We start from the raw sequence: 25804 nt of genomic DNA, 5'->3' as shown, positions 1-25804 counted from the left end.
CTCGCAAAGCTTGAAAGTACTGTTGGTATTATCATTGGGCATTAGTCATGCCTCCTCCATCTGATCCGCATTTTTCTCCGCCACCTGAATCTGTACCGCAACCCATCCCCACCTCACAATCTCCACACCGCAGCACTCCCCGAGGCGTCTGCCACGTTCTGTATCGCACATCTGTTCCTGTAGGAGGCCTGAGATGGCTAAGCTTGCATTCTTCCTGATTGGTTTTTTGATCCTCACCATCGGCATTGGTCTGCTGGGTACTATTTCTCCTTTGTAGGAGGGGGAATTCCGGGACATTTCCGGGTGGTTACAAAAGAGATTATTACTCTGGAAATCTCTTCCAATCGTTGAATTCTGTCGTGGTTTGGCATTCTTTGTCGTTTACAAGCATGCTTTTCGGTATTCACGAAAACTCATATTCAAAACAGACATAGTACAAAAGCTCTATATCAATCAAACGCTTGATTGCATATGGCTACCATCCTGTTTACGATGAATCTTCTTTCTAAACGCATGGAGCGACTTGATGAAGATTGTCCATAAGGCTGGCCTTGCTGCAGCTTTCGTACTGTTCTGTACCACCAGTTTGTTGTCGGTGACGCAGGTCGCAAAGGTTCGTGACACTCTTCACAGTCAGGTATCGGCAAGCATTGCCGAGTCGAGCAATACACTCGCCAGACAGATCGAGAACTGGCTGAACTCCAAGCTCAAGCTCATGGATCTGTTGAGCCAGAATATCGACAGCAACTACAGCACCCAGAACCTTCAGCACCTGATTGGCAGCCCTCTGCTCAAGGATGAATTCATTCTGGTTTTTGGCGCCTTGCAGAGCGATGGCAAGCCCATCAAGAACCTGGAGTCCTGGAAGCCGAAACCTGACTGGGATGGGCGTACACGCCCTTGGTATGCAGTTGGCAAGGCAGCCAGCCAGGCTGTGCTCACCGAACCCTATGTCGACTCCACAACCGGAGAAACGCTGATTTCTGCCGTTACACCCTTGCGAGGTGCCGGCGCGTTTCTCGGTGTGATCGGCGGTGATGTCCGTTTGAAAAGCGTTTCCGATACGATCAACACCATGGACTTCAACGGTGCTGGTTACGCTTTTCTGATGAGCAGCAGCGGCAACATCATTTCTCACCCGAACAGTGCTTTGAACGGCAAGAACTACAGCGAGCTGTTCGAGGGCAAGAACCCGGCCCTGGAGAACAAGCTGCAGCCGGTCAGTGCCTCTGGCAAGGACCTGCTGGTGTCTTTTACTCCGTTGTCCAACCTCAAGGGCATGAACTGGTACATCGGCGTCGTACTGGACAACAGCATCGTCATGGCTGAGGCCAATAGCCTGAGCTGGCGAGCGGCTATTGCCACGCTGCTGGGTGTGCTTATCAGCTTGCTGGTGCTGGGTGCGCTGATGAAGCGGCTGCTCAAACCCCTTGATCTGCTCCATACCTCCTTGCGGGAAATCAACAGCGGTGAAGGCGATCTGACCCGACGTTTGCCCGATTCCGGCACCGATGAAATTGCCCTGTTGTCCCGTGAGTTCAATCGCTTCATGGAAAGCCTGCAGACCCTGATCGTTCAGGTCATGGGCAGCTCGAAGCAGGTTCATGAAAGCACCAACCGCACTTCCGGCGAAGCCAATCAGGCCGATGGCCGTCTGCAGCGACAATTGCAGGAGCTTGATCAACTGGCCACGGCTATGCAGGAGATGGCTTCCACGGCCGAAGAGGTGGCGCGCAACGCCCAGGCTGCAGCTCAGGCGGCGCTCTCGGCCAATGAAGAGGTCGACAGCGGTGTGCGTGTGGTGTCGCGTTCGACCGAGGCGATCAAGACGCTGGCCGTGGAGATGGATGAAGCCAGTCAGGCGATTACCGAGCTGGCCAGGCTCAGCCAGAATATCGAATCGATTCTGTCGGTGATCAACAGCATTGCCGAGCAGACCAACCTGTTGGCCTTGAACGCTGCCATCGAAGCGGCGCGGGCGGGTGAGTCCGGGCGTGGTTTTGCGGTGGTGGCTGATGAGGTTCGTTCCCTGGCCTCGCGTACCCAGAAATCGACTCAGGAAATTCGTCAGATGATCGATCAGTTGCAGACCGGCGTTAAGCAAGCCGAGTCGCGTATGCAACTGAACCGCGACAGTGCCAGCAAGACGGCTGAAGAGGCGGGTGCGGCCAATGAGATGCTGACGGATATCCGTCGGGCAATCATCCGTATCAATGACATGAACATGCAGATTGCGACGGCGGCTGAACAGCAGAGCGCGACCACTGAAGAGATCAACCTCAACACCACCAATATCCGCGATATCAGTCATGAAGTTGCGGCCAGTGCCGAAGTTCAGGTGCGTCAGTGTGCTTTGATGGTGGAGCAGGTGGATCAGCAGGATCGTTTGCTGAGACGCTTCAATGTCTGAGTTTTAAGCCGGGATCCGTGGGAGGGGCCTTGGCCGCGACAGCAAGTTGAAGGCGCCGAAAATGAGTTGCTTTCAGCAGGTCGTCGCGGCCAAGGCCCCTCCCACAAAACGCTTGATGGTTGACTTGGGTGGGCATGTCTGTGAAAGCATTCATGCCCACTGTCATTCATGTTCAAGGACTCACATATTGAAACTCTTGCCCATTCTGCTTCTGGCTTTACTGCCGCTGACCGCCCAGGCTTTGCAGGTCGGTGATCGACTCACCCCCTGGACACTGCTGGACCAGTACGATCAGCCCTACACCCTGAACAACCAGACTCAGACGCTTCTGGTCGCTCGCAGCATGGACGCGGCCAAGCTGGTCAATGTCGCGCTCAAGGACAAGCCCAAGGGTTTTCTGGAGTCGCGGCAAACGGTGTTTGTGGCCGATATCCAGAAGATGCCCAGCGTGATTGCCAGTCTGTTCGCGATCCCCAAGATGCGCGATTACTCCTATCGCGTGATCCTCGACCGGGATGCGCGCATCGTGCCGCAGTATGCGGGGGATGAAGACAAGGTGCTGTGGTTGCAGTTGCGCGACGGGCAACTGGTGAGCCAGCAACAGTTCAGCAGTGCCGAGCAGTTACTGGCCGCGCTTGAACGGCAGGGTCAGTGATCGCGTAGCGGACGCTCAAGATCACCGGAGAACAGTTCGTCCTCGGCATCCGGGCTGACCGGAATCGCATGTTCTTCGGACGCCCAGGCGCCCAGGTCGATCAGCTTGCAGCGGTCGGAGCAGAACGGCCGGGCAGGGCTGGCGGCGCTCCACTCCACCGGGGCGCCACAGGTCGGGCATTGGACGATTGTTGGTTGGCTCACGATTGGCCTCCACGCAAAGTAAGAAAAAAGTGATGCAGGCGCTCGACTTCGCTTTTCAGCCACGCCGGGTCGCGATCGTTGGTCAGCACATTGTCGGCGTGACGCAGTCGCTCTTCACGTTGTGCCTGAGCCTTGAGAATGGCCTGGACCTGCTCCTGGCTGGAGCCGTCGCGCTGCATGGTGCGTTCTATTTGCAGGTTTTCGGGAGCATCGATCACCAGAACCCGCTGCACCATCTTGTATTGCCCGGACTCGATCAGCAGCGGCGAAACCAGAATCGCGTAAGGCGATTGCGCCTGGGCCAGATAGCTGACGATTTCCTGATTGATCAGCGGGTGCAGCAGGGCTTCCAGCCAGCGTCGTTCTTCAGGGTGCTGGAAAATCCGTGCGCGCAGAGCGCCACGATCCAGTTCGCCGCTGGCTTGAAGCACATCGCTGCCGAAGTGTTCGGCAATCTGCGCCAGTGCCGGGCGCCCGGGCTCGACCACCCAGCGGGCGACATGGTCGGCGTCCACGGTATGGATGCCCAGGTCGATAAAGCACTGTGCTGCCGCACTTTTACCGCTACCGATGCCGCCGGTCAGGCCAAGAGTCCAGGGTTTGAAAGCAGGGTTGGTCATTTGAAACCGGCAAACTGCAAATAGGAGTCGGTTATTTGACCACCCCAGAGCAAAGCGATCCACCCCGCGATGGCCAGATAAGGACCGAAGGGAATCGGCGTTCCCGCCTCGACCTGGCGAATGCGCATCAGGATCACGCCCAGCACAGCGCCCACCAGCGACGATAAAAGGATCGTCAACGGCAGGATCTGCCAGCCACCCCAGGCACCGAGCATGCCGAGCAGCTTGAAGTCACCGTAACCCATGCCTTCCTTGCCGGTCAGCAACTTGAACAGCCAGAACAGCGACCATAACGCCAGATAGCCGGCCACGGCTCCCCAGATGGCATCGTTGAGGGATGTGAACAGGCCAAAGGCATTGACGATAAGCCCCAGCCATAACAGGGGAAGGACCAGGGAGTCCGGCAGTAGCTGGTGATCGGCATCGATCAGGCTCATGGCCAACAAGCCCCAGCTCAGCACCAGCATCGCCGCAGCCTGCCAGCCAAAACCGAAATGCCAGGCAATGTAGCCTGACACTATCCCGCAGGTCAGTTCGACCAGCGGGTAGCGTTTGCTGATCGCGGTCTTGCAGTTCGAGCATTTACCGCCGAGGGCCAGATAACTGATGACTGGAATGTTTTCCCAGGCGCGAATCCGGTGGTTGCATTGCGGGCAACTGGAATGCGGAAGGATCAGGTTGAAAGTATCCGGCTTGGGCTCGGCGGGCAGTCCCAGTATTTCCCGAGCCTGAATCTTCCAGTCGCGATCCATCATTTTGGGCAGGCGATAAACCACCACGTTGAGGAAGCTTCCAACCAACAGGCCTAGAACAGAGGTGAAAATGACGAAGGCCAGCGTGGAGCTGGCCAGGAAATCGAGAAGGGGCATATCAGACGACGTTTCCGAGTTTGAAGATGGGCAAGTACATGGCCAGCACTAGGCCTCCCACGATAACGCCGAGTACCGCCATGATCATCGGCTCCATCAGGCTGGTCAGGCTATCGACCATATTGTCGACTTCGTCTTCGTAGTAAGTCGCAACCTTGTCAAGCATGGAATCCAGAGCACCGGACTCCTCACCGATCGCTGTCATTTGAATGGCCAGGCTCGGGAATACATTTACTGAACGCATGGAGAAGTTCAGTTGCATGCCGGTTGAAACGTCTTGCTTGATCTTGTTGACCGCATTTTTGAACACCACATTCCCGGTTGCGCCGGCTACCGAGTCGAGTGCTTCCACCAGCGGAACGCCTGCTGCAAAGGTTGTTGCAAGGGTTCGAGAGTAGCGGGCCACCGACGATTTGAAAATCAACGGCCCAATGAGTGGGGCTTTCAACAGGAGTCGGTCGATACGGTCACGAAAGTTCTGAGATTGCTTGTAGGCTCTTTTGAACATGAAAAAGCCGACAATAAAAAGACCGACGATGGCCAGCCACCAATTCTGCACAATCTCTGATAGCCCGATGACCATCAAGGTAAAGGCTGGAAGGTCTGCTCCGAAGCTTGCAAATACCGTCTGAAATTGCGGCACGACCTTGATCAGCAAAATACCCGAAACAATCACCGCTACAACCATGACAGCAATGGGATAGGTCATGGCCTTCTTGATCTTGGACTTGAGTGCCTCGGTCTTCTCCTTATAAGTGGCAACCCGATCCAGCAGACTCTCAAGCGCACCCGCCTGCTCGCCGGCATCCACCAGATTGCAGTACAGGTCATCGAAGTATTCGGGTTTTTGCCGCAAGGCCGTTGCCAGGCTGTTACCCGCCGATACTTCCTGCTTCAGGAAGTCCACCAGCGTCCGCATATTCGGGTTTTCAGCGCCTTCGCTGATGATGTCGAACGCCTGCAGCAGCGGAACCCCCGCTTTCATCATCGTTGCCATTTGTCTTGAGAAAAAGGCGATATCCAGCGGCTTGATCTTCTTGCCGTTGCCGAATAGGGAGACGGACTTTTTACGCACTTTGGTTGGGTTGATGCCTTGCTTGCGCAACTGTGCCTTGATGAGGGCCGGGTTATGGCCGCTTAGCTCGCCCGTCATCTTCGAGCCTTTCTTGTCCAGGCCTTCCCACGTGTAAACAGTGACTTTGACTGCTTTGCTAGCCATGTTTAATCCTTGGTCACCCGGTTGACTTCTTCAAGGCTGGTGATGCCCTGCATGGCTTTATGCAAGCCCGAGGTGCGCAAGTCATTGAAGCCGTCCTTGCGCATCTGTTTTGAAATATCCAATGCGTTGCCTTCTTCCATGATGATGCGTTCCAGCTCCGGGGTTTTCTTGACCACTTCGTAAATACCGACCCGACCTCTGTAGCCGCCATTACAGTGGTCGCAACCGACAGGGCCATAGATCTTGAACTTGCCAATTTCCGATTCCGGGAAACCCTCCTTGAGCAGGGTCTCCCGCGGCACCTCGATTTCTTTTTTGCAGTGAGGGCAGAGTTTGCGAGCCAGACGCTGGGCAATGATCAGGTTGATGGCCGTGGCAATGTTAAAGGCTGCGACACCCATATGATGCAAGCGTGTCAGGGTTTCTGCCGCGCTATTGGTGTGCAGGGTGGAAAGCACCATATGTCCGGTCTGGGAGGCCTTGATCGCGATTTCGGCAGTTTCCAGGTCGCGGATCTCACCCACCATGATTACATCCGGGTCCTGGCGCAGAAAGGCCCGCAGTGCCTGGGAGAAGTCCATGCCCTGACGTGGGTTGACGTTGACCTGGTTGATACCTTCCAGGTTGATTTCCACCGGGTCTTCGGCGGTAGAAATATTGATATCCACAGTGTTGAGAATATTCAGGCCGGTGTAGAGCGAAACGGTTTTACCCGAGCCCGTGGGGCCGGTGACCAGAATCATGCCTTGTGGCTGTTTGAGTGCTTCCAGATAAAGTGCTTTCTGATCCGGCTCATACCCCAGCGCATCAATACCCATCTGGGCGCTGGTGGGGTCCAGAATCCGCATCACGATCTTTTCACCCCATAGCGTTGGCAGGGTGTTCATACGAAAATCGATGGCTTTGCTTTTGGATACCCGCAGCTTGACCCGGCCATCCTGAGGTTTGCGCCGCTCCGAGATATCCAGGCTGGCCATGACTTTCAGGCGTGCGGCAATCCGGCTTGCGAGATGGATAGGAGGTTTGGCGGCTTCATGCAAGATGCCATCGGTACGAAAGCGCACGCGAAAGACCTTTTCATAAGGTTCGAAGTGCAAGTCCGAGGAGCCCATACGAATGGCATCCATCAGCATCTTGTTGACGAAGCGTACTACGGGCGCATCGTCGGCATCGTCTTGTCCGGAAATCGAGGTTTCTTTGGCGTTATCCGCCTGTTCGATATCCAGACCCAGATCGACATCGGCCATTTCTCCCAGGCCCATGCCTGTGTCGAACAGTTTTTCGATGGCATCGGTGAGTTTGTCGTCCTCAACTAGAATCGCTTCGGTATTGAGGCCGGTGCTGAACTGGATATCGGTGACGGCCTGATGGTTGGTGGGGTCCGATACACCCACGAACAGCTTGTTGCCGCGACGCCATAAAGGCAGGGCGTGATGCTGGCGTACGAGCTTTTCACTGACCAGTCCCTTGGGCTGGCTTTCCTTGTCCAAGCAGTTGAGGTCGAGAAAGGGCACCCCGAACTGATCGGATGCCAGCTCTGCCAGCACCAGACTTTTGACCAGTTTGTTCTGTACCAGATAGCTGACCAGCGAAATCTTGTCGCGCCGTGCCTGTTGGTAAGCCTGCTGCGCAGTTTTTTCAGTAAGAAGCTCGGCTTCGACCAATTGCTTGGCCAGACCGGTGAGGACGACATCAGACATAAAACCACCAGACACAGACAGTGTGAGGTTTATAGCGCAGTCGGGCTTTGCTGCCAAATGGCAGTATGGGATGTGACGAAAATTGTCAGTTTCTGATGATTTCGGTGGGCACGAAGAGCGCTTATGGTTGATTTTGATCAATCAATTGCGCGGTATCTGGATTTGGCATGGCCTGTGCTTTTATTCCTGCAAGGCACCACCTCATTGACGCCTTGGAGATGTATCCATGCAAACACAAAAAGGTTTTACGTTGATCGAGCTGATGATCGTGGTTGCGATCATCGGTATTCTGGCTGCTGTAGCCATTCCGTCTTATCAAAATTATACCTTGCGAGCGCAGGCCTCCGCTGCGCTCGCAAGCCTTGACTCCGCTAAATTGGCGGTTGCGGAGAACTGGTCTAATGGAATTGCAGCTGCTGATGTTTGCGGTACTGGTGCAAGTGCGATTAGCGGATGTAGCGCCGGAGGTTTGTTGACGGCTACTCGCTCAAACCCTACGGTTACAGTTCGCCTTCAAGCAGGATTTCCGTCAACTACAACTGTAGGTGGCGTTGTTTCTTGGACATGTACTGTCACACCAGCAAACGCCGCTCCTAGCGGGTGCACCGGCTCGTAATAGCTTGAAAGAAAGGCGCTTCGGCGCCTTTTTTGATGTCGGAGGTCTGGAGTCTCCAAGTGTTATCTACAGCAAAAAACCATATTTTTTTCTTCTTCTGTTGCATCACGCTTTTTATCTGCGCTGGCACCTTTGAGTTTTCCGGCCACAACTTCCAGAGACTGGCACAGTTTGTTATTGGCACCTTATCCGTATTGACCCTCTGTCTATATTCGATCAAGGGCCTGAATGTCAGTGTGTTTCAACCGGGCATCAAAGCTGTTTTTTCATGTGTATTGCTGGGCGGAATCATTTCCAGCCTGACAGCCCATCAGCCTCTTTGGGCATTGATCGAGTTATCGGTCTTGTTGCTGTGTTGTGCCATCGCCAGCGCATTTGCCCAACAGCGACAAATTCACGGCGCTCAGCTTGACCGGTTCTTCATTGGCTTTGTTGTCTTCATCTGCGCTGTCAAAATACTTCAGTTTCTCTCTGCAACTGCCGCAGCCTACCTGAGTTTTCCTCCTGCCCTGGATACCGATCTGTTGCTGGAAGGTTTTTCCAACAAGCGTTTCTATGGCCAGTTTCAGACGTTTACGTTGCCGTTACTCGCCTTGCCACTGCTGCTGGCTTCGGCGCGGCGTTCTATCAAGGTTTCGATCTTTATCCTGCTGAGTCTCTGGTGGATGATCGCTGTGACCGGTGGGACGCGAGGAACATGGCTGGGGATGGGCATTGCTGTGGTCTTTGCTTCCTGTCTCGGACGCGCCGGACGCTACTGGGCGGGCTGGCAACTGGCAGCCGCCTCAGTGGGCGTATTGCTGTTTCTTCTTCTTTTCAGTCTTTTACCGGCCTGGATGGGCATTGACGTCGTCAACTTTGCCGGTGAGCGGCTGAATACTTCGCTGTCTGCCCGCGAACTGTTGTGGCAGCAGGCATGGGCCATGATCAAGGAGCGTCCGCTGCTGGGGTTTGGGCCGATGCATTTTGCCGATATCTGGAACCCGTATGGCGCGCATCCTCATCAGGCGATTCTGCAGTGGGCAAGCGAGTGGGGAATACCTTCCACATTGTGCGTGGCCGGACTGGCGCTGTATGGGCTTGTGGCGACAGGGCTCTTGTCAATCAAGCGGGCCCACTCTCGGGAGCCTGTCGATTTGCTGCGTCTTTGCCTGTCCGCAAGTCTGGTTGGCGCGCTGACACAGTCCATGGTCGATGGCGTCATTGTCATGCCGTATTCGCAGTTATGGTTGGCAATCATTGTTGGCTGGTTATTGGCCCTGCATGAATGGCGGACCACACCTGTTTCGAGCAGCCTGATTCTTGATCGCTTATGGATAGCTTGTCTTGTTCTGGCGGCGGGCCTGATTTTCTATACGATCATTCGCGACTTTCCCGACCTGGAGAATCTTCAGCATCCCGGGCAGAGTTTTGGAGGGCCTTCTCTGCCGCGTTTCTGGCTGCAGGGCACCATCGCTACCCCCTAATGCCAATCAATTAATGCATACCTGTCACTTGTGGGAGTGGCCTTGGCCGCGCACTTCAAGGCCTTTTCGCCAGCAAGCTGCCTCCCACAAGTTTTGTTTGTGCTTTAACTGATCGGCATTAATCCTACCCCCTAACAACCCCATCCACCCGCGGCTGCTTGCGAAACCGGCGCTTGACCGCAATCACCACGACCAGCACCAGCAGAATCAGCACGCCGAAGAAGATGGCGTTGAAGATCGGGAAGGGTTGCTCGCGGCTGTTGGTGAGTTCGACCTGGGTGATGTTGGGGAACATCGACAGGATCTGGATGCGCCAGCCGTAGTAGCGGATCAGTGCCAGTTGTTGCGAGTCACGTGAGTAGCCCTGGGCCTTGGCCTGGATGTCTGCCGAGTCGAACTTGAAGTACCACGGGAAGCTCCAGCCGGTGTCTTCGTTGCGGTAGACCACGACTTTCTTGGTGTCCGGGTCTTCGGTGTTGATGAAGTAGACATCGCGGGTCGGGCCGTCGGCCACGTTGTCGGCGTTGATCACGCCGTCTGCGTCCATTCTTTTTACTTCCACGCCCGTGACCATCACGACATCATGGCGCGGCAAGACATAGTAAAGGCTCAGTGCGCCGAGCCCGAATGCAACGAAAACCAAAAGCCAAACCGACCGCTTGAGCCACTTCATGTCATTGTCCCCTAGTGAAAAATGGCGTGACTTTGCCTTAATCCGAACATTTTGAAGCAAAACAGTTATTACAAAATTCGTCAAAGCTGCTTAGAACGCTGCTTTGTTTTCTGGAGAGTCACATGATTTGGTTCCTTGAAGGCCAGTCCAGCCAGCGCGAAGTCATCATGGGCGCGCGTGAGGCGTTGCCGGCGTCGGTGCGGATTATCGCGTCCCATCGTCAGGATCGCTCGGAAATCACCGGTCAGGCCGACGTTGCCTTGCAGGAGCCGCGCAACAATGCAGAGCGCATTGACTGGGTCCTCGAGACGGCCCGGGAGCTGGGTGTCAAAGTCATTATCGCCGGGCGTGTCGGCAGTTTTTATGAGGCGCATCGTGAGCGTTTCGTGGCAGAGGGTTTTGACCTGGTCACCGGCGGCACCAGCATGCAGACTTTTATCAATGTAGACGACAAAAGCCTTTTCACTGCCGCTGCCGAACAGGCGGGTCTGGCGTGCATACCGGGGATCAGCGCAAGCAATACCGAAGAGTTGCAGGCCGCCTACGAAACCCTGTCCCGCACGGGGGAGGTCTGCATCAAGCCGACGGTGGGAATCTTCGGGCATGGATTCTGGCGCTTCAAGGCAGGCGTCGATGACTTCCGCTGCTTCGCCAACCCTGACGCCCGGGAAACAAGCTTCGAGGCTTACCTGAATGCTTATCGCCAGTCGGATGACAGGCCGCCCATGTTGCTCATGCCGTATATGCCGGGCAGCGAATGTTCAGTAGACATGGTGTGTGAGCACGGTAAGGCGGTGGCCTTCGTCGGTCGGCGCAAGCAGGGGATGAATCAGACGTTCGAGCGTGACAGCGAAGCTGTCCAGTTGGCCGTGCAGGCCGCCGAGCATTTTGGCTGTGACGGCCTGATCAACGTGCAGACCCGTGACGATGCTGACGGCAAGCCACACCTGCTGGAAATCAACCCGCGCTATTCGGGTGGTATCGGTTACACACGGGAAGCGGGCATCAACCTGCCAGGTATTTTCGCGACCCGGCGGCTTGGGCTGAAAGAACCGGAAACACATTGGCTGGATAATATCCGGGTCAAGGCCATTACCGTGGCTGTACTGGCTACGGTTTGATCGGGATAATAGTTTTTTGCTATTGCCTTGCTCTTATCAGGGAGGATTGGGCATGAAAGTGCTGGCACCGGGCGCCAATACAGCTATTGCGAATGCACATTGCACATGGCTGCTGGAAAGCGGCAAGGCCTCGGTATTCGGTGAATATGTGGCGGTAGCGTTGTTGCCGGTTGACGAAAAACGTCAGCCCAAAGGCAATCCTGCCTTGCTGCATCGTGAGCAGGAATGGATGGAGTGGAGCGACGGGCCGGAACGGGTCGGTTGTTCCCTCAGGCTGGATCGACTGCCCGCTGGCAGTGATCGTGTGCTGGTGATGGCTTACGTCTATGCCGCCACTGGCCCGATCCGCGAGATTTCCAGTCTGCGGCTGGTGATCGACAAGGAAATCGAAGTCCAGGCGGATCTGCGGGACAACGGTGAGGCGTCGATCATCATCGGCGAGTTTTACCAGCGCAACGATCAATGGAAGTTTCGGGCGCTGCATGAAGGCTCTGCCTACGGGCTGGCAGCGTTTGGGCGCAAGATCGGGCTGGACGTCGATGATCATCATCCTCGGCGCAGTTCCATCAACTCTCCGGGCGGTCACCAGCACCAGTCGGCTACCGGTACCGCGTTTGTGGTCGGGCCTTCCCACGTGATGACCTGTGCCCATGTCATCGAAGACATGAGCGTGCTGTATATCAGCTCCCTGGAAGGGCGCTTCAAGGTCGAGCCGGTGGTGATCGACCGACGCAACGACATCGCCTTGTTGCGGGTACAAGGCGCTTCGCCGCTCAAGCCGGTCACGTTCCGTGAAGGCACGGGCGCGGAGCCTGGCGATACGGTGGTGGCGCTGGGTTATCCACTGGCGTCTATTTCCGGTGGCAGCCTGCAAGTGACCCAGGGCGGCCTGTTCGGCTTGCACAGCGATGCCAGCCTGTTTCAGTTCACGGCGCCCATTCAGCCGGGCTCCAGTGGCAGTCCACTGTTCGACAACGGTGGCGCGGTTATCGGGATGGTGACCTCAAGTGTGCCGGATGCACAGAACATGAATTTCGCGGTGAAGTCGGCATTGCTTCTGTCTTTTCTGGAAGCCTGCCGCGTGACGGCCTCCCATGCCCGTCCGGAAAGAACGTACACCACGACCGAAATTACACGCTCTGCCCAGTCGGCGCTCTGGCTTGTCGAGGCCTCGCGTACATGACCCCTGTTTTCCTTCGGGAAACGGGCAGGCGCAAGGGGCATTGACCCCGTTAACCAGGAATCTATCGATGGACAGCAGTTCAGCTCTTTCAACCCCTACAAGGCTTCGCGCTGATCTGCTCCGTGGTCGTCTCGACGTGATGGTCGACTCGTCCACCATCGCGCCGGACTCCCTGTTCGGCTTTGCCGAGCGACGCAATCCCAAGCGGGCGTTTCTCTTCGTTTCCCGCGTGCTCGGGCGACATATCCCGGTGCGTCCCGGTGTCATGCTCAAGAGTTTCCAGGACCTTGCCCACAAGATTCCGGCCGATCTGCCAGGCCCGGTGCTGGTCATCGGCATGGCCGAGACGGCAGTGGGGCTGGGTGCTGGTGTACACCGGGCCTACAGCGAGTCGCGACCGGATTCGCTGTATCTGGTCAGCACCCGTCACCCGACCGGCACCGAGCTGTTTGCCCGTTTCGAGGAAGAACACAGCCACGCCAGTGCCCACCTGATTCACTTGCCGACCGATCCTGCGCTGCGCGAGATGATGCTGGGCGCCCGTTCGCTGGTGCTGGTGGACGACGAAGCCTCCACCGGCAAGACATTCATCAACCTCTATCGGGCGCTGGTCGAGGCCGGGCTGAGCAAGGTCGAGCGTGTCGTGACCTGTGTCCTGACCGACTGGTCGGCCGGCGCGGTCAGCACCACCATGGGCGATGTGGCCGAGCAGGTTTCCTTGCTGCAGGGTTCCTATTCCTTTGCCGAGGATCTGGCTGCGCCGCTGCCGGACATGCCGGAAGTCGGCACCGTGGCCATGGGCGACTGGCCTTTGGTCACCGCCAATGACTGGGGACGTCTCGGTGTTCGCTCGGTACTCGACACACTGGCACCCGACATTCAGGTCGCCAAGGGCGAGCGTGTCCTGGTGGTGGGCACCAGCGAATTCGTCTGGCGCCCGTTCCTGCTGGCCGAGCGTCTGGAAAAGGCCGGTGCCGACGTGCATTTCAGCTCCACCAGCCGTTCCCCGATTGCCCTGGGGCATGCCATCGATCATGCCTTGTCGTTCTCCGACAACTACGGCCTGGGGATTCCCAATTTTCTTTACAACGTACGGCCCGGTCAGTTCGATCGCGTACTGATCTGCACCGAAACCCCTCAGCAGGCCGTGCCCGCCGAGCTGGTCGAAGCGCTGAATGCCGAGGTCATCTGCGATGAGTAACGAACGCCCGCTGATATTCGTGGATCTGGACGACACCCTGTTCCAGACCGCTCGCAAGACCGCTCCCGGCATCGAGAAGCACGTGGCCACCGTTGACCTCACCGGCAATGCCAATGGCTACATGACCAACGTGCAGAAATCCTTCGTGAACTGGCTGCTGGCCAATTCCGATGTGGTGCCGGTCACGGCGCGTAGCGTCGAGGCTTACAGCCGGGTGAAGTTGCCGTTCAGCTCGGGCGCAATCTGCTCCCATGGTGGCGTGATGCTCGATGCTGCCGGTCGCCTGGACAGCGACTGGAATGCGCAGATGAAACAGACCCTGGCCACTTATCAGGGGCGTCTGCATGAACTGAGCGCTGCCACCCTGGCCATTGGTCAGGAAATGGGCGTTTCGTTGCGGGGCTGGGTAGTGGAGGAGGCGAAACTTTTCCATTATGTGGTCACCAAGCACAACGAAAGCGATGACAGCATCCTGACTCGCGTGCTGGCCGAAGTGCAGGCACGTGGCCTGCTCGACGACATGCATGTGCATGGCAACGGTAATAACCTGGCGTTCCTGCCCAACGGTCTGGCCAAGCGCTATGCCGTGCAGGAGTGGCTGCGTCGTGACCGGGCCGTCAATGGCGAGCGCCCGGTGCTGGGCTTTGGTGACAGCATCACCGACCTGGGTTTCATGGACGAGTGCCACTGGTGGGCAACGCCTGCGCGCAGTCAGTTGGCCAAGGTGTTTGCCGGTGCAGCGCATGAGTAATCCCGTTCACGGGCTCGACACGGTGGGCAGCGGTAGCTATCTCGCGGATGACGTGCATTTTCTGCTGCGCGGCGTCGAGATGGACACCACCGATGTCGAGGAAAAAGAGCGGCTGATCCAGACGAAACAAAAGCATTATTCGGAAATGATCAGCCTGGAGTCAGCTCCGGGCGAGGCTCATGGCGCGTTGTTCGAGCGTGCGCTGGTGCAGAACGGTCTGCGTATGGCGACCGACGTGCAGGCGTTGGCGCTGGCCCTCGATCAGGCGTGCCAGGGGCGCGAGATCGTTCTGGTGTCGTTCGTGCGGGCCGGGTTGCCGTTGGGCGTCCTGCTGCGTCGGGCTCTGATCGAGCTGGGCCGCGAAACGCATCACTATGGCATTAGCATCATTCGTGACCGTGGCATCGACTCGGTAGCGCTTGAGGCCATCATTCGGGCCCATGGCGCGCAGAACATTGTTTTTGTGGATGGATGGACCGGCAAGGGCGCGATTTCCGGGGAGATCAAGCGCAGTCTGGCGGGTGATGCGCGGTTCCCTGAAGAGCCTCGGCTGGTGGTACTGGCCGACCCGTGCGGCAGTGCGTGGCTGGCGGCGTCCCCCGAGGATTGGGTCATCCCGTCCGGCATTCTGGGGGCCACAGTGTCAGGCCTGGTGTCGCGCTCCATATGGCCTGCTGATGGCGGGCTGCACGGGTGTGTCGTTTACGATCACCTGCAAGAGCACGACGTGACTCGCTCGTTCATCGAGCGAATCGAAAGTCAGCGCCGCAATCTGCAGGGCGTTGTTGCGGCCCAGCCCTGGACGCCACAGCAGCGCATCGAGCTCAAACGTACAGCCCGGCAAGTGATCGACACTCTGGCCGAGCGGTTCGGGATCAACAATCTCAACCGGGTGAAGCCGGGGATTGCCGAAGCGACCCGCGCCGTCATGCGCCGGGTGCCTGATCATGTGCTGGTGCGTAATACCTCTGACAGCGATGTGCAATTGCTCATGCACCTGACCGAAAAAGCGGGCATTCCTGTCGAGGAAGCCGCAAATGCCTTGGGGCCCTATCGGGCGGTAACCATTATTCGGAGTCTCAGCTAATGGCCATACCTTCGCCTTATGCTTTGGGGGCAACGCTGTATATGCCTGCCACCCGCGACGACATTCTCGATGTGGTATTCGGAGAAAAGATTCCCGAACTGCGTTCGCTGGTCGTGTGCCTGGAAGACGCCGTGGCGCTGATCGATGTCGAGACGGCGCTGGTCAACCTGCGCAATGTGCTGACACGTATCCAGGACCGTGGCGGACGGCCAGCCAATGGCCCGCTGCTGTTTGTTCGACCTCGCGATGCCGCAATGGCGAAAATTCTCAATGACTGGCCGCTGATGGCCCACGTCGACGGGTTCGTTGTCCCCAAGCTTTCGCTGCAAAGCCTTGCAAGCTGGGAGGATGCTGTTACCAATCCAGAGCTGGCCCTGATGCCTACACTGGAGACGCCCGAGGTGTTCAACCCGACGGCCATGGTCGAACTGGGGCAGGCACTCAAGGTGAATCTGGGCGAGCGGATCATTGCCTTGCGCATTGGTGGTAACGATCTGATGGGCTGTCTGGGGCTGCGCCGCAATCCGGCCATGACGCTGTATGGCACGCCCATGGGCTATGTGATTCCGATGCTGTCCGGTGTGATGGGCTCCCAGGGTTTTGCCCTGACCGCGCCGGTCTTCGAGCAACTGGCGACTCCCGACATCATGGAGCAGGAACTGGCGTTGGATATCTCCAACGGTATGGTGGGCAAGACAGCAATCCACCCCTCGCAGGTCAATATCATTCAGAATGCGTTTCGTGTGAGCCTGGAAGACCTGAATTGCGCCCGGATGATTTTGAACTCTGTCGCTCCGGCGGTGTTCAAGTACAACGATGCGATGTGTGAACCGGCCACTCATTACAAATGGGCAACCCACATCATGGAGCGCGCCAAATGGCACGGAGTCCTGCCGACCCCTGCTTCGATCGTGGATGCCAGCATTCGACTCGCTGAGGCAGTTAGTTAAATGATAGAGCCTGATCTTGAAGTGGAAGTGGAGCAGCGCCTGCTGGCGGTGTTCGATTTTGACGGGACATTGACCCGCCATGACAGCTTTGTCCCATTTCTCAAATTCGCTTTTGGGCAGCGTGCTTTTTCCGTTCGTATGGCCCGGCTGGTGCTGCCGAGCCTCGGTTACCTTGCCAAGCGCGTGACCCGCGATGAGCTCAAGGGCCGTCTGATCAAGGCCTTTCTGACCGGCGTTGAGGTGGACTGGCTGCAACAGAAGGCCGAAGCCTTCTGCCAGCTGTACTGGGCGCGCCTGATGCGTCCGGCGGCGCTGGAGTCCGTGGCGGCTGAAATCGAAAAGGGTGCCATTGTCACGCTATGTTCAGCATCGCCTGCTATGGTCCTGCAACCTTTCGCAGATCGCCTGAAAGTCGAGCTTATCGGCACCAATCTTGAAGTGATCGACGGCAAACTTACCGGTCTTATCGAAGGCAGCAACTGTCGCTGCGACTCCAAGGTGATGCGCCTGGAAGGGGTTTACGGGCCGCTTTCACAATTTCGCGTACGGGCCTGGGGCGACACGCGGGGTGACCACGAACTGCTCGCGGCAGCACAGGATGCGCACTGGCGTCTGTTCCATCCGGCGTGGCGTCGGGGCCGTTATAAAGGTCCCGTTAACGCCAAGTTACATAATCGGGATGGCAATGATGGCTCATCGCGGTAAGGCTGTAACACTTTTATCCGAATTCCGTAGTTCACATGGAGCGAAAAATGGCACTCACTTTGGCAAAAAACCAGACGATCTCGCTTGAGAAAACAGCTGGTACAGGCCTTAAGAAAGTCAGCATGGGGCTGGGATGGGACCCTGAAAAGCCGAGCGGTTTCTTCGGCAAGCTGCTGGGCGGCGGTGGCGGAGATATCGACCTGGACGCCTCCTGCATCATGCTCGATGCCGACAAGAAGCCTCTCGACCTGGTCTGGTTCCGCCAGCTGCAATCGCGTGACGGTGCCATTCATCACTCCGGCGACAACCGTACCGGTGAAGGCGCAGGCGATGACGAAACCATCAGCGTCGATCTGGAAAAGCTGCCGGCAGCCGTGAAATATCTGGTGTTCACCGTCAACTCGTTCACCGGCCAGAACTTCGAAAAAGTCGCCAACGCCTACTGCCGTATCGTCGATCTGGGCACCCGTAACGAACTGGGCCGCTTCGATCTGTCCGAAAAAGGTCAGCACACAGGCGTGGTCATGTCCTATCTGTCGCGCACTTCCAGCGGCTGGGATTTCACCGCTGTAGGTCAGGCCACCAATGGCCGCACTGCTGACGATCTGGTCGACCTGGCCGTTGGAGCGGTACGCGCATGACTCAACTTGTCCCAGGCGCCAATGCGCCAGTAGCTGCTGGCCCATTGACGGTCGACGTCAGCTATTCCCCTCTAGCGGGCGCGGACATCGATGTCTCCGCGTTCCTGCTGACCAGTGCAGGCAAGGTCCGTGGCGATCACGACATGTGCTTCTTCGGTCAGAAGAGCGTGAGTGGCGGTGCGGTCCAGTTGACGGAAGCGTCAACGGGCCGGGCTGTTTTCAGTCTTGATCCGGGTCGCCTGGATGCCGCCATCGAGAAGGTTGCGCTCACGGCAACCATCTATGAGAACAAGGCCAGCTTCGACAGCGTGTCGCACCTTGCCCTGACCGTCACCGGCGGAATCGAAGCGGCCATTCCTACCAGTGGCATGAAGGAAACCGCGCTGATTCTGGGCGAGTTCTACCTGCGTCAGGGCGCCTGGAAATTCCGTTGCGTCGCCCAGGGCTTTGCCGGTGGTCTTGAGCCTCTGGCCAAGAACTTCGGTGTTGAAGTCGCAGCGCCAGAGGCCCAGCCTCCTGCACCTGCACCTGCACCTGCACCTGCACCTGCACCTGCACCAGTCGCCGCGCCCAAGCCCACCGTCAGTCTCAGCAAGATCACGCTGGACAAGACACGTGCTTCCGTCAGCCTGGAGAAAACCAGTGCCGGTTTCGGTGAAATCAGGGTCAACCTGAACTGGAATCGACGCAGCGAGAGCAAAAGCAGCGGCTTCTTCTCGATGAAGAAGAGCAATGCGATCGACCTTGATGTAGGCTGCCTGTTCGAGTTACAGGACGGTTACAAAGGTGCGGTCCAGGCATTGGGCAATTCGTTTGGATCGCTCAACACCGAGCCTTTCATCAAATTGATGGGCGATGACCGTACCGGCTCCATCAGCGACGGCGAGTGGTTGCATATCAACGGCGCGCACTGGAGCAAGATCCGTCGCATTCTGGTTTACGCATTCATCTATGAAGGCGCACCGAACTGGAAAGAAACCGACGGTGTTGTCACCATCCACGCCCCGGGCCAGCCACCTATCGAGGTTCGCCTCAACGAGGAAGGCGGTCGTCAGGGCATGTGTGCGATCGCACTGCTGGAAAACGACAACGGGGCCGTCAAGGTGACCCGTCGTGTGGATTTCCACAACGGTCATAGCAACATGGACAAGGCCTATGGCTGGGGCATGCGCTGGGCCGCAGGTTCCAAGTAAACAACACGATTGATTTTTCTGAGGTGGCCTGGCTGCCTCGTAGGGGATTGAAATGCTGGACTGGTTGAAAACAAACGCAACAGCAGCTCGCGACAAGCTTGCTTCCGAAGTCTCGAAGTTCAAGAACCGTGAGTTCATGGATGCAGTGGTTTCAGGTTGTGCCCTGGTATCTGCAGCCGATGGCGAAATCAGCTCCAGTGAAAAACAGAAAATGGCCGGCTTCATTCAGAACTCTCAGGAACTGAAAGTTTTTGACATGAAAGACGTCATCCAGGCTTTTCAGGATGCATGCGCCAAATTCGACTTCGATGTCGAAATCGGTCGTGCCGAAGCGCTGAAAACCATCGGCAAGATCAAGAAAAAAGAAGATGCTGCCCGCCTTCTGGTGCGCGTCTGCTGTGCCATCGGTGGCGCAGATGGCAGCTTCGACGAGAAGGAACGTGCTGTCTGCCGCTCCATCTGTAATGAGCTCGGCCTGAATCCTTCCGACTTTGACCTGTAATTTTTGACCCTTTTGAGGAACGCAGTTAAATGGAAAGCACCGCTCTTGGCTTCCCTCCACTCACCATGGCCGTTTTCGTTGGCCTGGCCATCTCGGCCCTGGCCGTCGACATGTTTTCCCACCGGGGAAACAAGCCGATCACATTGACCCAGGCATCGGCCTGGTCGATCTTCTGGGTGGCAATCTCTCTGGCATTTGCCGGCTTTCTGTATGTTCAGCACGGCTCTGAAGTCGCAACGCTGTTCGTGACCGGTTATGCACTGGAAAAAGTCCTGAGCGTCGATAACCTCTTCGTGTTCATGGCCTTGTTCGCCTGGTTCAAGATCCCTGATGGCCTGCGCCATCGCGTTCTGTACTGGGGCATCATCGGCGCAATCGTGTTCCGCGGCATTTTCGTTGCCATCGGTACAGGCCTTCTGGCTCTGGGCCCGTGGGTCGAAGTGGTGTTCGCGGTAATCGTTGCCTGGACTGCCATCATGATGCTCAGGGCTGGCGATGACGACGACGAAGAAATCGACTACTCCCAGCACATGGCCTATCGCTTCGCCAAGAAACTGTTCCCGGTGTGGCCAAAACTGCACGGCAACAACTTCTTCGTACGCCGCGCTGTCCTGGAAGAAGAAATCAAGAAGCCTGAGAACAGCGGCATCACCCTGGCTGCCAAAGGCGCGATCTTTGCGACCCCACTGTTCCTGTGTCTGGTCGTGGCTGAAATCTCCGACGTACTGTTCGCCTTCGACTCCGTGCCGGCCATCATCGCCGTGAGCCGTGAGCCGCTGATCGTATTCTCGGCCATGCTGTTCGCGATCCTGGGCCTGCGTACCCTGTACTTCGTACTCGAAGCCCTGAAGCGCTACCTGGTTCACCTGGAGAAAGCGGTTATCGCACTGCTGTTCTTCATCGCAATCAAGCTGGGCCTGAACGCAACTGACCACTTGTTCCATCATGGATACAGCATCAGCGCCAACACCAGCCTCATGGTTGTGATGGTGGTGCTGGTAATCGGTATTGTCGCTAGCCTGCTCTTCCCGGGAAAAGACGAGTCGGCTGAAGAAAAAGCGTAAACACTGGAAAAAGGAGATAAACGAATCATGGCTTTGACTCTGCAAAAAGGTGGCAACCTTTCGCTGTCCAAAACCGACCCGACCTTGACCAATGTATTGATCGGCCTGGGCTGGGACCCGCGCGCCACTGACGGCCAGGAATTTGACCTGGACGCCAGCGCATTCCTGCTCGGTGCCAACGGTAAAGTCCGCAGCGAAGCCGACTTCATTTTCTACAACCAGCTCAAGAGCGCCGATGGCTCCGTGGAGCATGCCGGTGACAACCGTACCGGCGCTGGCGATGGTGATGATGAAGTCGTGAAGGTCGACCTGACTCGCGTGCCTGCCGATGTCGATAAAATCGTATTCGTCGTGACCATTCACGACGCTGACAGCCGCAAGCAGAACTTCGGTCAGGTGGGCGGTTCTTTCATCCGCGTACTGAACGAGAAGTCTGGCGCTGAAGTCGTTCGCTACGATCTGGCCGAAGACGCTTCGACCGAAACCGCAATGATCTTCGCCGAGCTGTATCGCAATAACGGTGAGTGGAAATTCCGCGCCGTAGGCCAGGGTTATGCCGGTGGCCTGAAGGCTGTAGCCAACGCTCACGGTATGAATTTCTGATTCATACCCTTACTACTTCTTCAGAAAAGGATTACGCAAATGGCTGTAAGTCTGAGTAAAGGCGGTAACGTTTCCCTGTCCAAAGAGGCTCCTGGCCTGACCGAAATCACCGTAGGCCTGGGCTGGGACCCACGTGTGACCGACGGCACCGAATTCGATCTGGACGCTTCCGTATTCATCGTGGGCGAGAACGGCAAGGTGCTGGACGACAGCGGCTTCATTTTCTACAACAACAAGAAGTCGGCTGACGGTTCGGTCGAGCACCTGGGCGACAACCGCTCCGGCGCTGGCGACGGCGACGACGAGTCTGTTCTGGTCAAGCTGCCAACCCTCAACGCTGCTGTGAAGAAGCTGGTTTTCGGTGTCACCATCCACTCCGCTGACGAGCGCAAGCAAAGCTTCGGTCAAGTGGCCAACGCCTACATCCGCGTTCTGAACAAGGCGGATGGCAAGGAAATCGCTCGTTACGACCTGTCGGAAGACGCATCGACCGAAACCGCGATGATCTTCGGCGAGCTGTATCGCCATGGCGACGAGTTCAAGTTCAAGGCCATCGGCCAAGGCTTCGCAGGCGGCCTGAAGCCACTGGCAGAAGCACACGGCGTATCGATTGGCTAAACCCGGTCAGCGTCATGAAAACCCCGCCAGCGATGGCGGGGTTTTTTATTTGTGGAAGGGGGCTGTGGGAACGAATCGGGCGGCGCTCCGCTCATTCGCGAAAAGGCATTGAAGGCGATACATCCTCTTCGGATGTACTGACCTCTCGCGAATGAATTCGCTCCCACTCAGTTGTGAAGTCGCCATAAAGCTGCCTCTCACAAATTTATGTGACATGCCTCAAAAACTACAGAATCCCCGCACCCTTGGCTGCCTTGAGCCAGTCCGGAAACTCTTCCATCAGCAAGTCATACAGCTTCTCTTCCGGGACCTCGTCCAGTCGGTCCAGAGCAAAGAAATTGCAGTTATCCACAACCCGTCCGGTCATGTCGTCGAGCTTTTCCAGGATTCCATAGCCGCGTCCGCCCAAGCCGACGAATTGCCAGAAGATCGGCAGTTTCGCCGCTTCGGTCATCAGCCGGGTGATTTCCCTGTCCTGATGAACACCGCCATCGCTGATGAACAGGATGTAGATCGGTGTCCGGTCGCCTGATTGCTTGTAGTAATCAATGACCATGCGCATGGCCTTGGGCTCGTCATTGACCCTGGCGCCCAGCTCCCAGTTCTTCCAGCCGCCATTGTCGGTCTGGATGAAGTCCTTGAAGTTGCTCAGCGACACCGATGACAACTGGCAAGGCCGGGCACCGAACGCCCAGCAGTCCAGTGCGCCGTCATCATCGAAATGCACCGCCAGCGGAATCAGGCGGTTGACCACTTCCTGCACATGGCCGCGGCTGTATTGCGCGTTCATGGAGCCGGAAGCATCCAGGACCAGGCCGACACGAGCCTTGGTGTCGGTCAGCTTGGCCTTTTCCAGGCTGACCTGAGCCTTTTTCGCCAGACTGACCAGTTGAGGGGCTGCTTCGGCGATTTTCTTCTCCAGCGACACTCTGGCTGGCGCTGGTGCGGGAGCTTCGGCGACTTCGCCACCGAAGTGCACCACCAGAGCATCCAGGCCGGCGTTGTAACCCTGCAGGTTCGATGCAATGCGCCACTCACCATTCTTGCGATAGAGGTCGGCGACCATGATGGCTTTTTCGGCAGCGAAGGTTGCGCCAGAGAACTCGCCGCGAGCGACTTCGCGACCGGCATCCTTGATGCTGAAATGGCTGGCCTGGATGTCGCTCATGGCTCCGGCGCCATCGATGGAAGCGGTGAACACCAGCCGGTCTATGGAAGTGGGCAGCCCGGCAAGGGCAATCTGAAAGTCGCCGCCGTTGACTTGCCTGACGCTGTTGCAAGGGCTGGCGGGCTGGTTGAAGAAAATCATGTAGCGGTCATCCGACAGCTTGCCTTGGGCGTCAACGCCGAAGCAGACGTAATCGATCACATGGGCGGACTTGATGTCGATGGACAGGGTGAGGTCCGAGCCTTGAATCAGGCTGGAAAGCGGGATTCGCTGGCCTTGAGTGATTAGCATGTCTCTTCCTTGTGCATTCGGGGCCTGTGCCGGCCCCGGGATTGTTCAGCGCTCGCTTCGTGCCACTCCGGCCGGGCTGGCCGCCAGCATGCGTCCGGCCAGGCGCGAGAAGGGCAGGCTTTGCAGCCATACCGTGCCGGGACCTGTCAGTCTGGCGAAGAACACGCCTTCGCCGCCGAACAGCATGGACTTGATGCCGCCCACCATGCGGATGTCGTAATCGACGCTCTGGGTCATGGCCGCGAGGCAGCCGGTATCCACGTCCAGGGATTCGCCCGCCGACAGTTCAATCCGGCGCACGGTACCGCCCATATGAATGAACACCCAGCCGTCGCCTTCGAGTTTTTGCAGGACAAAGCCTTCGCCGCCAAACAGGCCGGTGAGAATTTTCTTCTGGAACTGAATGCCGATGGACACGCCCTTTGCGCCCGCCAGAAAGCTGTCCTTCTGACAGATCAGCTTGCCGCTGAAGTCGCGCAGGTGCAGCGGCAGGATGGTGCCGGGGTAGGGCGCGGCGAATGCAACGCGCCCCTTGCCGGAGCCTTGTTGCGAGAACACGGTGGTGAACAGACTTTCACCGGTGAGCATGCGTTTGCCTGCACCCAGGAGCGAACCCAGCAATCCTGAAGACTGGCTGCTGCCGTCGCCAAAGATGGTTTCCATCTGCATGTCGCAGGTCTTGTACATCATCGAACCGGCTTCGGCCACGGCGCTTTCGCCACGGTCCAGTTCAAGCTCGACAAATTGTGTTTCGGTGCCGTAGAGCTTGAAGTCCACGCCATCGGTGGCTTGCCCGGAGCCAAAACCGCTTGAGGTGTTTGGATCGGGAGTGAACGAAGGCCGTCTGCTGGCAGGTGCAGGTATTGGAGCCGGAGCCGCATGGGCGGGAAGGGCCGATGGCCGGGGCTGGATCATATCGGGTGATGGATCCGGAAAGGGCGTCACGCCATCCTTCTTCATGGCCCGCACTTCCTGCACCTGATAGATCGGCTGCCAGTCCGGCATGCCTTCTTTCCAGCACCATGCGCCCGGCGCTTCGCGAGCGATGAGCCGTGCCGCTGCTGCGTCCATGGGGCCGAGCTGTTTGCCCGCATTCACTACAAACCATTGTTCCAAGATGACGACTCCTCTCTTTCGAGTTGTGGACAGGTCAGAGGCTCAAGCGCATGGACAGGTCCACCGCTTTCACATCCTTGGTCATCGCGCCAATGGAGATATAGTCCACGCCGGTTTCGGCAATCACCCGCAAGGTGTCGTCATTGATGCCGCCGCTGGCTTCGAGTTTGGCGCGTCCAGCGGTCAGGCGCACGGCCTCACGCATGTCATCCAGGCTCAATTCGTCGAGCATGATGATGTCGGCACCGGCTTCGAGCGCCTGCTTGAGTTCGCTCAGGCTTTCCACTTCGACTTCCACCGGCTTGCCGGGGGCGATCTTGTGCGCGGCGGCAACGGCCTGGGCAATGCCGCCACAGGCAGCAATATGGTTTTCCTTGATCAGGAAGGCATCGTAAAGACCGATGCGGTGGTTGTGGCAACCGCCACAGGTCACGGCATATTTCTGTGCCAGACGCAGGCCGGGCAGGGTCTTGCGGGTATCGAGCAGCTTGACCTGAGTGTCGCTCACCATGTCGGCATAGTGCTGCGCACGAGTGGCAACGCCAGACAGCAGTTGCAGAAAGTTGAGCGCACTGCGCTCGCCGGTCAGCAGCGAGCGTGCCGGACCTTCCAGATGGAACAGCGCCTGATTGGGGCTGACCCGGTCGCCATCGGCCACTTGCCAGTGCACGGCAACCCGAGGGTCGAGCTGACGAAAAACCGTGTCGACCCATGCCACACCGGCTATCACAGCTTCGTCGCGAGAAATGATGGTGGCCTTGGCCAGCCGCTCTTCGGGGATCAGTTGAGCGGTGATGTCGCCACTGCCGACGTCTTCGAGCAATGCGCGCCGCACATTGGCTTCTATTTCGGCTGTCAGGTCGGCGAGTCGTAAATTCGGCATATCGGGCTCCACTAACAAAGTCGCAGGAGTATAAGGCACGGCACCTTTGTAACCCACCTGTACGGCTGCTCACGCTCGCAAAGCGTGCTGTTGGTCGGTTTTGTAAATTCCTTTGCGATATATGTCGATTAGCGTTGTCTATCGCTGCACATCCCCTGATCTGTAATGCGCTTGTTACAAGGCGCAATACTTCGCTGGCGTTCGATACAAGTTTTGAAAGATAATCCGACTTGTATTTGACGTCATAGCTTTGACGTAGCGCAAAGACCAAGGGGATCGCTTCACAGGCGAAGGTT

At 57.3% G+C, this 25804-nt stretch carries 26 protein-coding genes and 1 pseudogene; 18 read left to right on the top strand and 9 right to left on the bottom strand.

Translation table 11 applies throughout. The features are described 5' to 3' along the window. Positions 1-526 precede the first annotated feature (526 nt). The 3 genes and pseudogenes from KQP88_RS25655 to KQP88_RS20540 all read left to right on the top strand — a co-directional run. Positions 527-1552 (top strand): annotated as a pseudogene (locus KQP88_RS25655) (cache domain-containing protein); the annotation flags it as partial. Further along, positions 1550-2410, top strand: coding sequence for a methyl-accepting chemotaxis protein (locus tag KQP88_RS25650; protein ID WP_407681844.1), 861 nt, complete (start codon positions 1550-1552; stop codon positions 2408-2410). The pseudogene KQP88_RS25655 and the gene KQP88_RS25650, both read left to right, overlap by 3 nt. 187 nt (positions 2411-2597) lie before the next feature. Beyond that, on the top strand, positions 2598-3065 hold the full coding sequence (locus KQP88_RS20540; RefSeq protein WP_216704046.1) for a hypothetical protein: 468 nt from the start codon (positions 2598-2600) through the stop codon (positions 3063-3065). Here the strand turns inward: KQP88_RS20540 and yacG are convergent. The 5 genes from yacG to pilB are packed head-to-tail and all read right to left on the bottom strand — an operon-like array spanning position 3059 to position 7676. Beyond that, positions 3059-3268 (bottom strand): DNA gyrase inhibitor YacG, encoded by a 210-nt coding sequence (yacG, locus tag KQP88_RS20535; protein WP_025261834.1) that lies wholly within the window; start codon positions 3266-3268, stop codon positions 3059-3061. The genes KQP88_RS20540 and yacG overlap by 7 nt on opposite strands. Next, a complete protein-coding gene (gene coaE, locus KQP88_RS20530; protein WP_216704045.1) occupies positions 3265-3888 on the bottom strand; it encodes a dephospho-CoA kinase in 624 nt (207 codons plus the stop codon). Before coaE ends, yacG begins: the two co-directional genes overlap by 4 nt. Then, positions 3885-4757, bottom strand: coding sequence for a prepilin peptidase (locus tag KQP88_RS20525; RefSeq protein WP_216704044.1), 873 nt, complete (start codon positions 4755-4757; stop codon positions 3885-3887). The genes coaE and KQP88_RS20525 overlap by 4 nt, the downstream gene beginning before the upstream one ends. A 1-nt stretch (position 4758) precedes the next feature. Further along, positions 4759-5976, bottom strand: a complete 1218-nt coding sequence (locus tag KQP88_RS20520) for a type II secretion system F family protein (protein ID WP_216704043.1) — start codon at positions 5974-5976, stop codon at positions 4759-4761. 2 nt (positions 5977-5978) lie between these two features. Continuing rightward, on the bottom strand, positions 5979-7676 hold the full coding sequence (pilB, locus tag KQP88_RS20515) for a type IV-A pilus assembly ATPase PilB (protein ID WP_216704042.1): 1698 nt from the start codon (positions 7674-7676) through the stop codon (positions 5979-5981). 226 nt (positions 7677-7902) lie between these two features. On the opposite strand from pilB, the gene KQP88_RS20510 reads away from it, so the two are divergent. Beyond that, positions 7903-8292 (top strand): pilin, encoded by a 390-nt coding sequence (locus tag KQP88_RS20510; RefSeq protein WP_216704041.1) that lies wholly within the window; start codon positions 7903-7905, stop codon positions 8290-8292. Positions 8293-8351: 59 nt separating this feature from the next. Continuing rightward, positions 8352-9758: an O-antigen ligase family protein gene (locus KQP88_RS20505; protein WP_407681843.1), complete on the top strand. Its 1407-nt coding sequence runs from the start codon at positions 8352-8354 to the stop codon at positions 9756-9758. A gap of 124 nt (positions 9759-9882) precedes the next feature. Here KQP88_RS20505 and KQP88_RS20500 read toward each other — a convergent pair whose 3' ends face one another. Then, positions 9883-10431: a DUF1523 family protein gene (locus tag KQP88_RS20500; RefSeq protein WP_216704039.1), complete on the bottom strand. Its 549-nt coding sequence runs from the start codon at positions 10429-10431 to the stop codon at positions 9883-9885. Positions 10432-10553: 122 nt separating this feature from the next. Here KQP88_RS20500 and KQP88_RS20495 point away from each other — a divergent pair, with 122 nt between their 5' ends. From KQP88_RS20495 to KQP88_RS20435, 13 genes are all read left to right on the top strand, one after another. Further along, a complete protein-coding gene (locus KQP88_RS20495; RefSeq protein WP_216704038.1) occupies positions 10554-11552 on the top strand; it encodes an ATP-grasp domain-containing protein in 999 nt (332 codons plus the stop codon). A gap of 52 nt (positions 11553-11604) precedes the next feature. Continuing rightward, a complete protein-coding gene (locus KQP88_RS20490; RefSeq protein WP_216704037.1) occupies positions 11605-12735 on the top strand; it encodes a trypsin-like peptidase domain-containing protein in 1131 nt (376 codons plus the stop codon). A 67-nt stretch (positions 12736-12802) separates the two neighbouring features. Next, positions 12803-13936 (top strand): phosphoribosyltransferase domain-containing protein, encoded by a 1134-nt coding sequence (locus tag KQP88_RS20485; RefSeq protein ID WP_198723622.1) that lies wholly within the window; start codon positions 12803-12805, stop codon positions 13934-13936. Next, positions 13929-14687, top strand: coding sequence for an HAD family hydrolase (locus KQP88_RS20480; RefSeq protein WP_200994655.1), 759 nt, complete (start codon positions 13929-13931; stop codon positions 14685-14687). Before KQP88_RS20485 ends, KQP88_RS20480 begins: the two co-directional genes overlap by 8 nt. Next, on the top strand, positions 14680-15774 hold the full coding sequence (locus KQP88_RS20475; RefSeq protein ID WP_216704036.1) for a cysteine protease StiP family protein: 1095 nt from the start codon (positions 14680-14682) through the stop codon (positions 15772-15774). Before KQP88_RS20480 ends, KQP88_RS20475 begins: the two co-directional genes overlap by 8 nt. Further along, complete coding sequence (locus KQP88_RS20470; RefSeq protein WP_198723625.1) at positions 15774-16724, top strand: HpcH/HpaI aldolase/citrate lyase family protein; 951 nt, start codon at positions 15774-15776, stop codon at positions 16722-16724. The genes KQP88_RS20475 and KQP88_RS20470 overlap by 1 nt, the downstream gene beginning before the upstream one ends. Continuing rightward, positions 16725-17429 (top strand): HAD-IB family hydrolase, encoded by a 705-nt coding sequence (locus tag KQP88_RS20465; RefSeq protein ID WP_095067733.1) that lies wholly within the window; start codon positions 16725-16727, stop codon positions 17427-17429. Positions 17430-17476: 47 nt separating this feature from the next. After that, on the top strand, positions 17477-18070 hold the full coding sequence (locus KQP88_RS20460; RefSeq protein ID WP_198723626.1) for a TerD family protein: 594 nt from the start codon (positions 17477-17479) through the stop codon (positions 18068-18070). Then, a complete protein-coding gene (locus KQP88_RS20455) occupies positions 18067-19263 on the top strand; it encodes a TerD family protein (protein WP_216704035.1) in 1197 nt (398 codons plus the stop codon). Before KQP88_RS20460 ends, KQP88_RS20455 begins: the two co-directional genes overlap by 4 nt. Positions 19264-19315: 52 nt before the next feature. After that, positions 19316-19765: a tellurite resistance TerB family protein gene (locus KQP88_RS20450; protein ID WP_025261818.1), complete on the top strand. Its 450-nt coding sequence runs from the start codon at positions 19316-19318 to the stop codon at positions 19763-19765. A gap of 29 nt (positions 19766-19794) precedes the next feature. Next, positions 19795-20829, top strand: coding sequence for a TerC/Alx family metal homeostasis membrane protein (locus KQP88_RS20445; protein ID WP_216704034.1), 1035 nt, complete (start codon positions 19795-19797; stop codon positions 20827-20829). A 27-nt stretch (positions 20830-20856) separates the two neighbouring features. Beyond that, complete coding sequence (locus tag KQP88_RS20440; protein ID WP_025261816.1) at positions 20857-21432, top strand: TerD family protein; 576 nt, start codon at positions 20857-20859, stop codon at positions 21430-21432. A 39-nt stretch (positions 21433-21471) separates the two neighbouring features. Next, positions 21472-22050, top strand: coding sequence for a TerD family protein (locus tag KQP88_RS20435; protein ID WP_201005832.1), 579 nt, complete (start codon positions 21472-21474; stop codon positions 22048-22050). Positions 22051-22276: 226 nt separating this feature from the next. Here the strand turns inward: KQP88_RS20435 and KQP88_RS20430 are convergent, their stop codons facing one another. The 3 genes from KQP88_RS20430 to nadC are packed head-to-tail and all read right to left on the bottom strand — an operon-like array spanning position 22277 to position 25508. Beyond that, positions 22277-23509, bottom strand: coding sequence for a VWA domain-containing protein (locus KQP88_RS20430; protein WP_216704033.1), 1233 nt, complete (start codon positions 23507-23509; stop codon positions 22277-22279). A gap of 45 nt (positions 23510-23554) precedes the next feature. Beyond that, positions 23555-24625 (bottom strand): TIGR00266 family protein, encoded by a 1071-nt coding sequence (locus KQP88_RS20425; RefSeq protein WP_216704032.1) that lies wholly within the window; start codon positions 24623-24625, stop codon positions 23555-23557. 34 nt (positions 24626-24659) lie between these two features. Next, complete coding sequence (nadC, locus tag KQP88_RS20420; RefSeq protein WP_216704031.1) at positions 24660-25508, bottom strand: carboxylating nicotinate-nucleotide diphosphorylase; 849 nt, start codon at positions 25506-25508, stop codon at positions 24660-24662. Positions 25509-25804 lie beyond the last annotated feature (296 nt).

The organism is Pseudomonas lijiangensis (genome assembly GCF_018968705.1).
In the GTDB taxonomy this organism is placed as follows: Bacteria; Pseudomonadota; Gammaproteobacteria; order Pseudomonadales; family Pseudomonadaceae; genus Aquipseudomonas; species Aquipseudomonas lijiangensis.
This window is presented reverse-complemented; position numbering and strand designations above follow the sequence as displayed.

What these genes read in the sequence shown, in the direction of transcription:
- KQP88_RS25650 (WP_407681844.1), top strand. Translation starts at nt 1,550, where the DNA reads ATGGAAAGCCTGCAGACCCTGATCGTTCAGGTCATGGGCAGCTCGAAG.
- coaE (WP_216704045.1), bottom strand. Translation starts at nt 3,888, where the DNA reads ATGACCAACCCTGCTTTCAAACCCTGGACTCTTGGCCTGACCGGCGGC.
- KQP88_RS20525 (WP_216704044.1), bottom strand. Translation starts at nt 4,757, where the DNA reads ATGCCCCTTCTCGATTTCCTGGCCAGCTCCACGCTGGCCTTCGTCATT.
- KQP88_RS20520 (WP_216704043.1), bottom strand. Translation starts at nt 5,976, where the DNA reads ATGGCTAGCAAAGCAGTCAAAGTCACTGTTTACACGTGGGAAGGCCTG.
- pilB (WP_216704042.1), bottom strand. Translation starts at nt 7,676, where the DNA reads ATGTCTGATGTCGTCCTCACCGGTCTGGCCAAGCAATTGGTCGAAGCC.
- KQP88_RS20510 (WP_216704041.1), top strand. Translation starts at nt 7,903, where the DNA reads ATGCAAACACAAAAAGGTTTTACGTTGATCGAGCTGATGATCGTGGTT.
- KQP88_RS20500 (WP_216704039.1), bottom strand. Translation starts at nt 10,431, where the DNA reads ATGAAGTGGCTCAAGCGGTCGGTTTGGCTTTTGGTTTTCGTTGCATTC.
- KQP88_RS20495 (WP_216704038.1), top strand. Translation starts at nt 10,554, where the DNA reads ATGATTTGGTTCCTTGAAGGCCAGTCCAGCCAGCGCGAAGTCATCATG.
- KQP88_RS20490 (WP_216704037.1), top strand. Translation starts at nt 11,605, where the DNA reads ATGAAAGTGCTGGCACCGGGCGCCAATACAGCTATTGCGAATGCACAT.
- KQP88_RS20485 (WP_198723622.1), top strand. Translation starts at nt 12,803, where the DNA reads ATGGACAGCAGTTCAGCTCTTTCAACCCCTACAAGGCTTCGCGCTGAT.
- KQP88_RS20480 (WP_200994655.1), top strand. Translation starts at nt 13,929, where the DNA reads ATGAGTAACGAACGCCCGCTGATATTCGTGGATCTGGACGACACCCTG.
- KQP88_RS20475 (WP_216704036.1), top strand. Translation starts at nt 14,680, where the DNA reads ATGAGTAATCCCGTTCACGGGCTCGACACGGTGGGCAGCGGTAGCTAT.
- KQP88_RS20470 (WP_198723625.1), top strand. Translation starts at nt 15,774, where the DNA reads ATGGCCATACCTTCGCCTTATGCTTTGGGGGCAACGCTGTATATGCCT.
- KQP88_RS20465 (WP_095067733.1), top strand. Translation starts at nt 16,725, where the DNA reads ATGATAGAGCCTGATCTTGAAGTGGAAGTGGAGCAGCGCCTGCTGGCG.
- KQP88_RS20460 (WP_198723626.1), top strand. Translation starts at nt 17,477, where the DNA reads ATGGCACTCACTTTGGCAAAAAACCAGACGATCTCGCTTGAGAAAACA.
- KQP88_RS20455 (WP_216704035.1), top strand. Translation starts at nt 18,067, where the DNA reads ATGACTCAACTTGTCCCAGGCGCCAATGCGCCAGTAGCTGCTGGCCCA.
- KQP88_RS20450 (WP_025261818.1), top strand. Translation starts at nt 19,316, where the DNA reads ATGCTGGACTGGTTGAAAACAAACGCAACAGCAGCTCGCGACAAGCTT.
- KQP88_RS20445 (WP_216704034.1), top strand. Translation starts at nt 19,795, where the DNA reads ATGGAAAGCACCGCTCTTGGCTTCCCTCCACTCACCATGGCCGTTTTC.
- KQP88_RS20440 (WP_025261816.1), top strand. Translation starts at nt 20,857, where the DNA reads ATGGCTTTGACTCTGCAAAAAGGTGGCAACCTTTCGCTGTCCAAAACC.
- KQP88_RS20435 (WP_201005832.1), top strand. Translation starts at nt 21,472, where the DNA reads ATGGCTGTAAGTCTGAGTAAAGGCGGTAACGTTTCCCTGTCCAAAGAG.
- KQP88_RS20430 (WP_216704033.1), bottom strand. Translation starts at nt 23,509, where the DNA reads ATGCTAATCACTCAAGGCCAGCGAATCCCGCTTTCCAGCCTGATTCAA.
- nadC (WP_216704031.1), bottom strand. Translation starts at nt 25,508, where the DNA reads ATGCCGAATTTACGACTCGCCGACCTGACAGCCGAAATAGAAGCCAAT.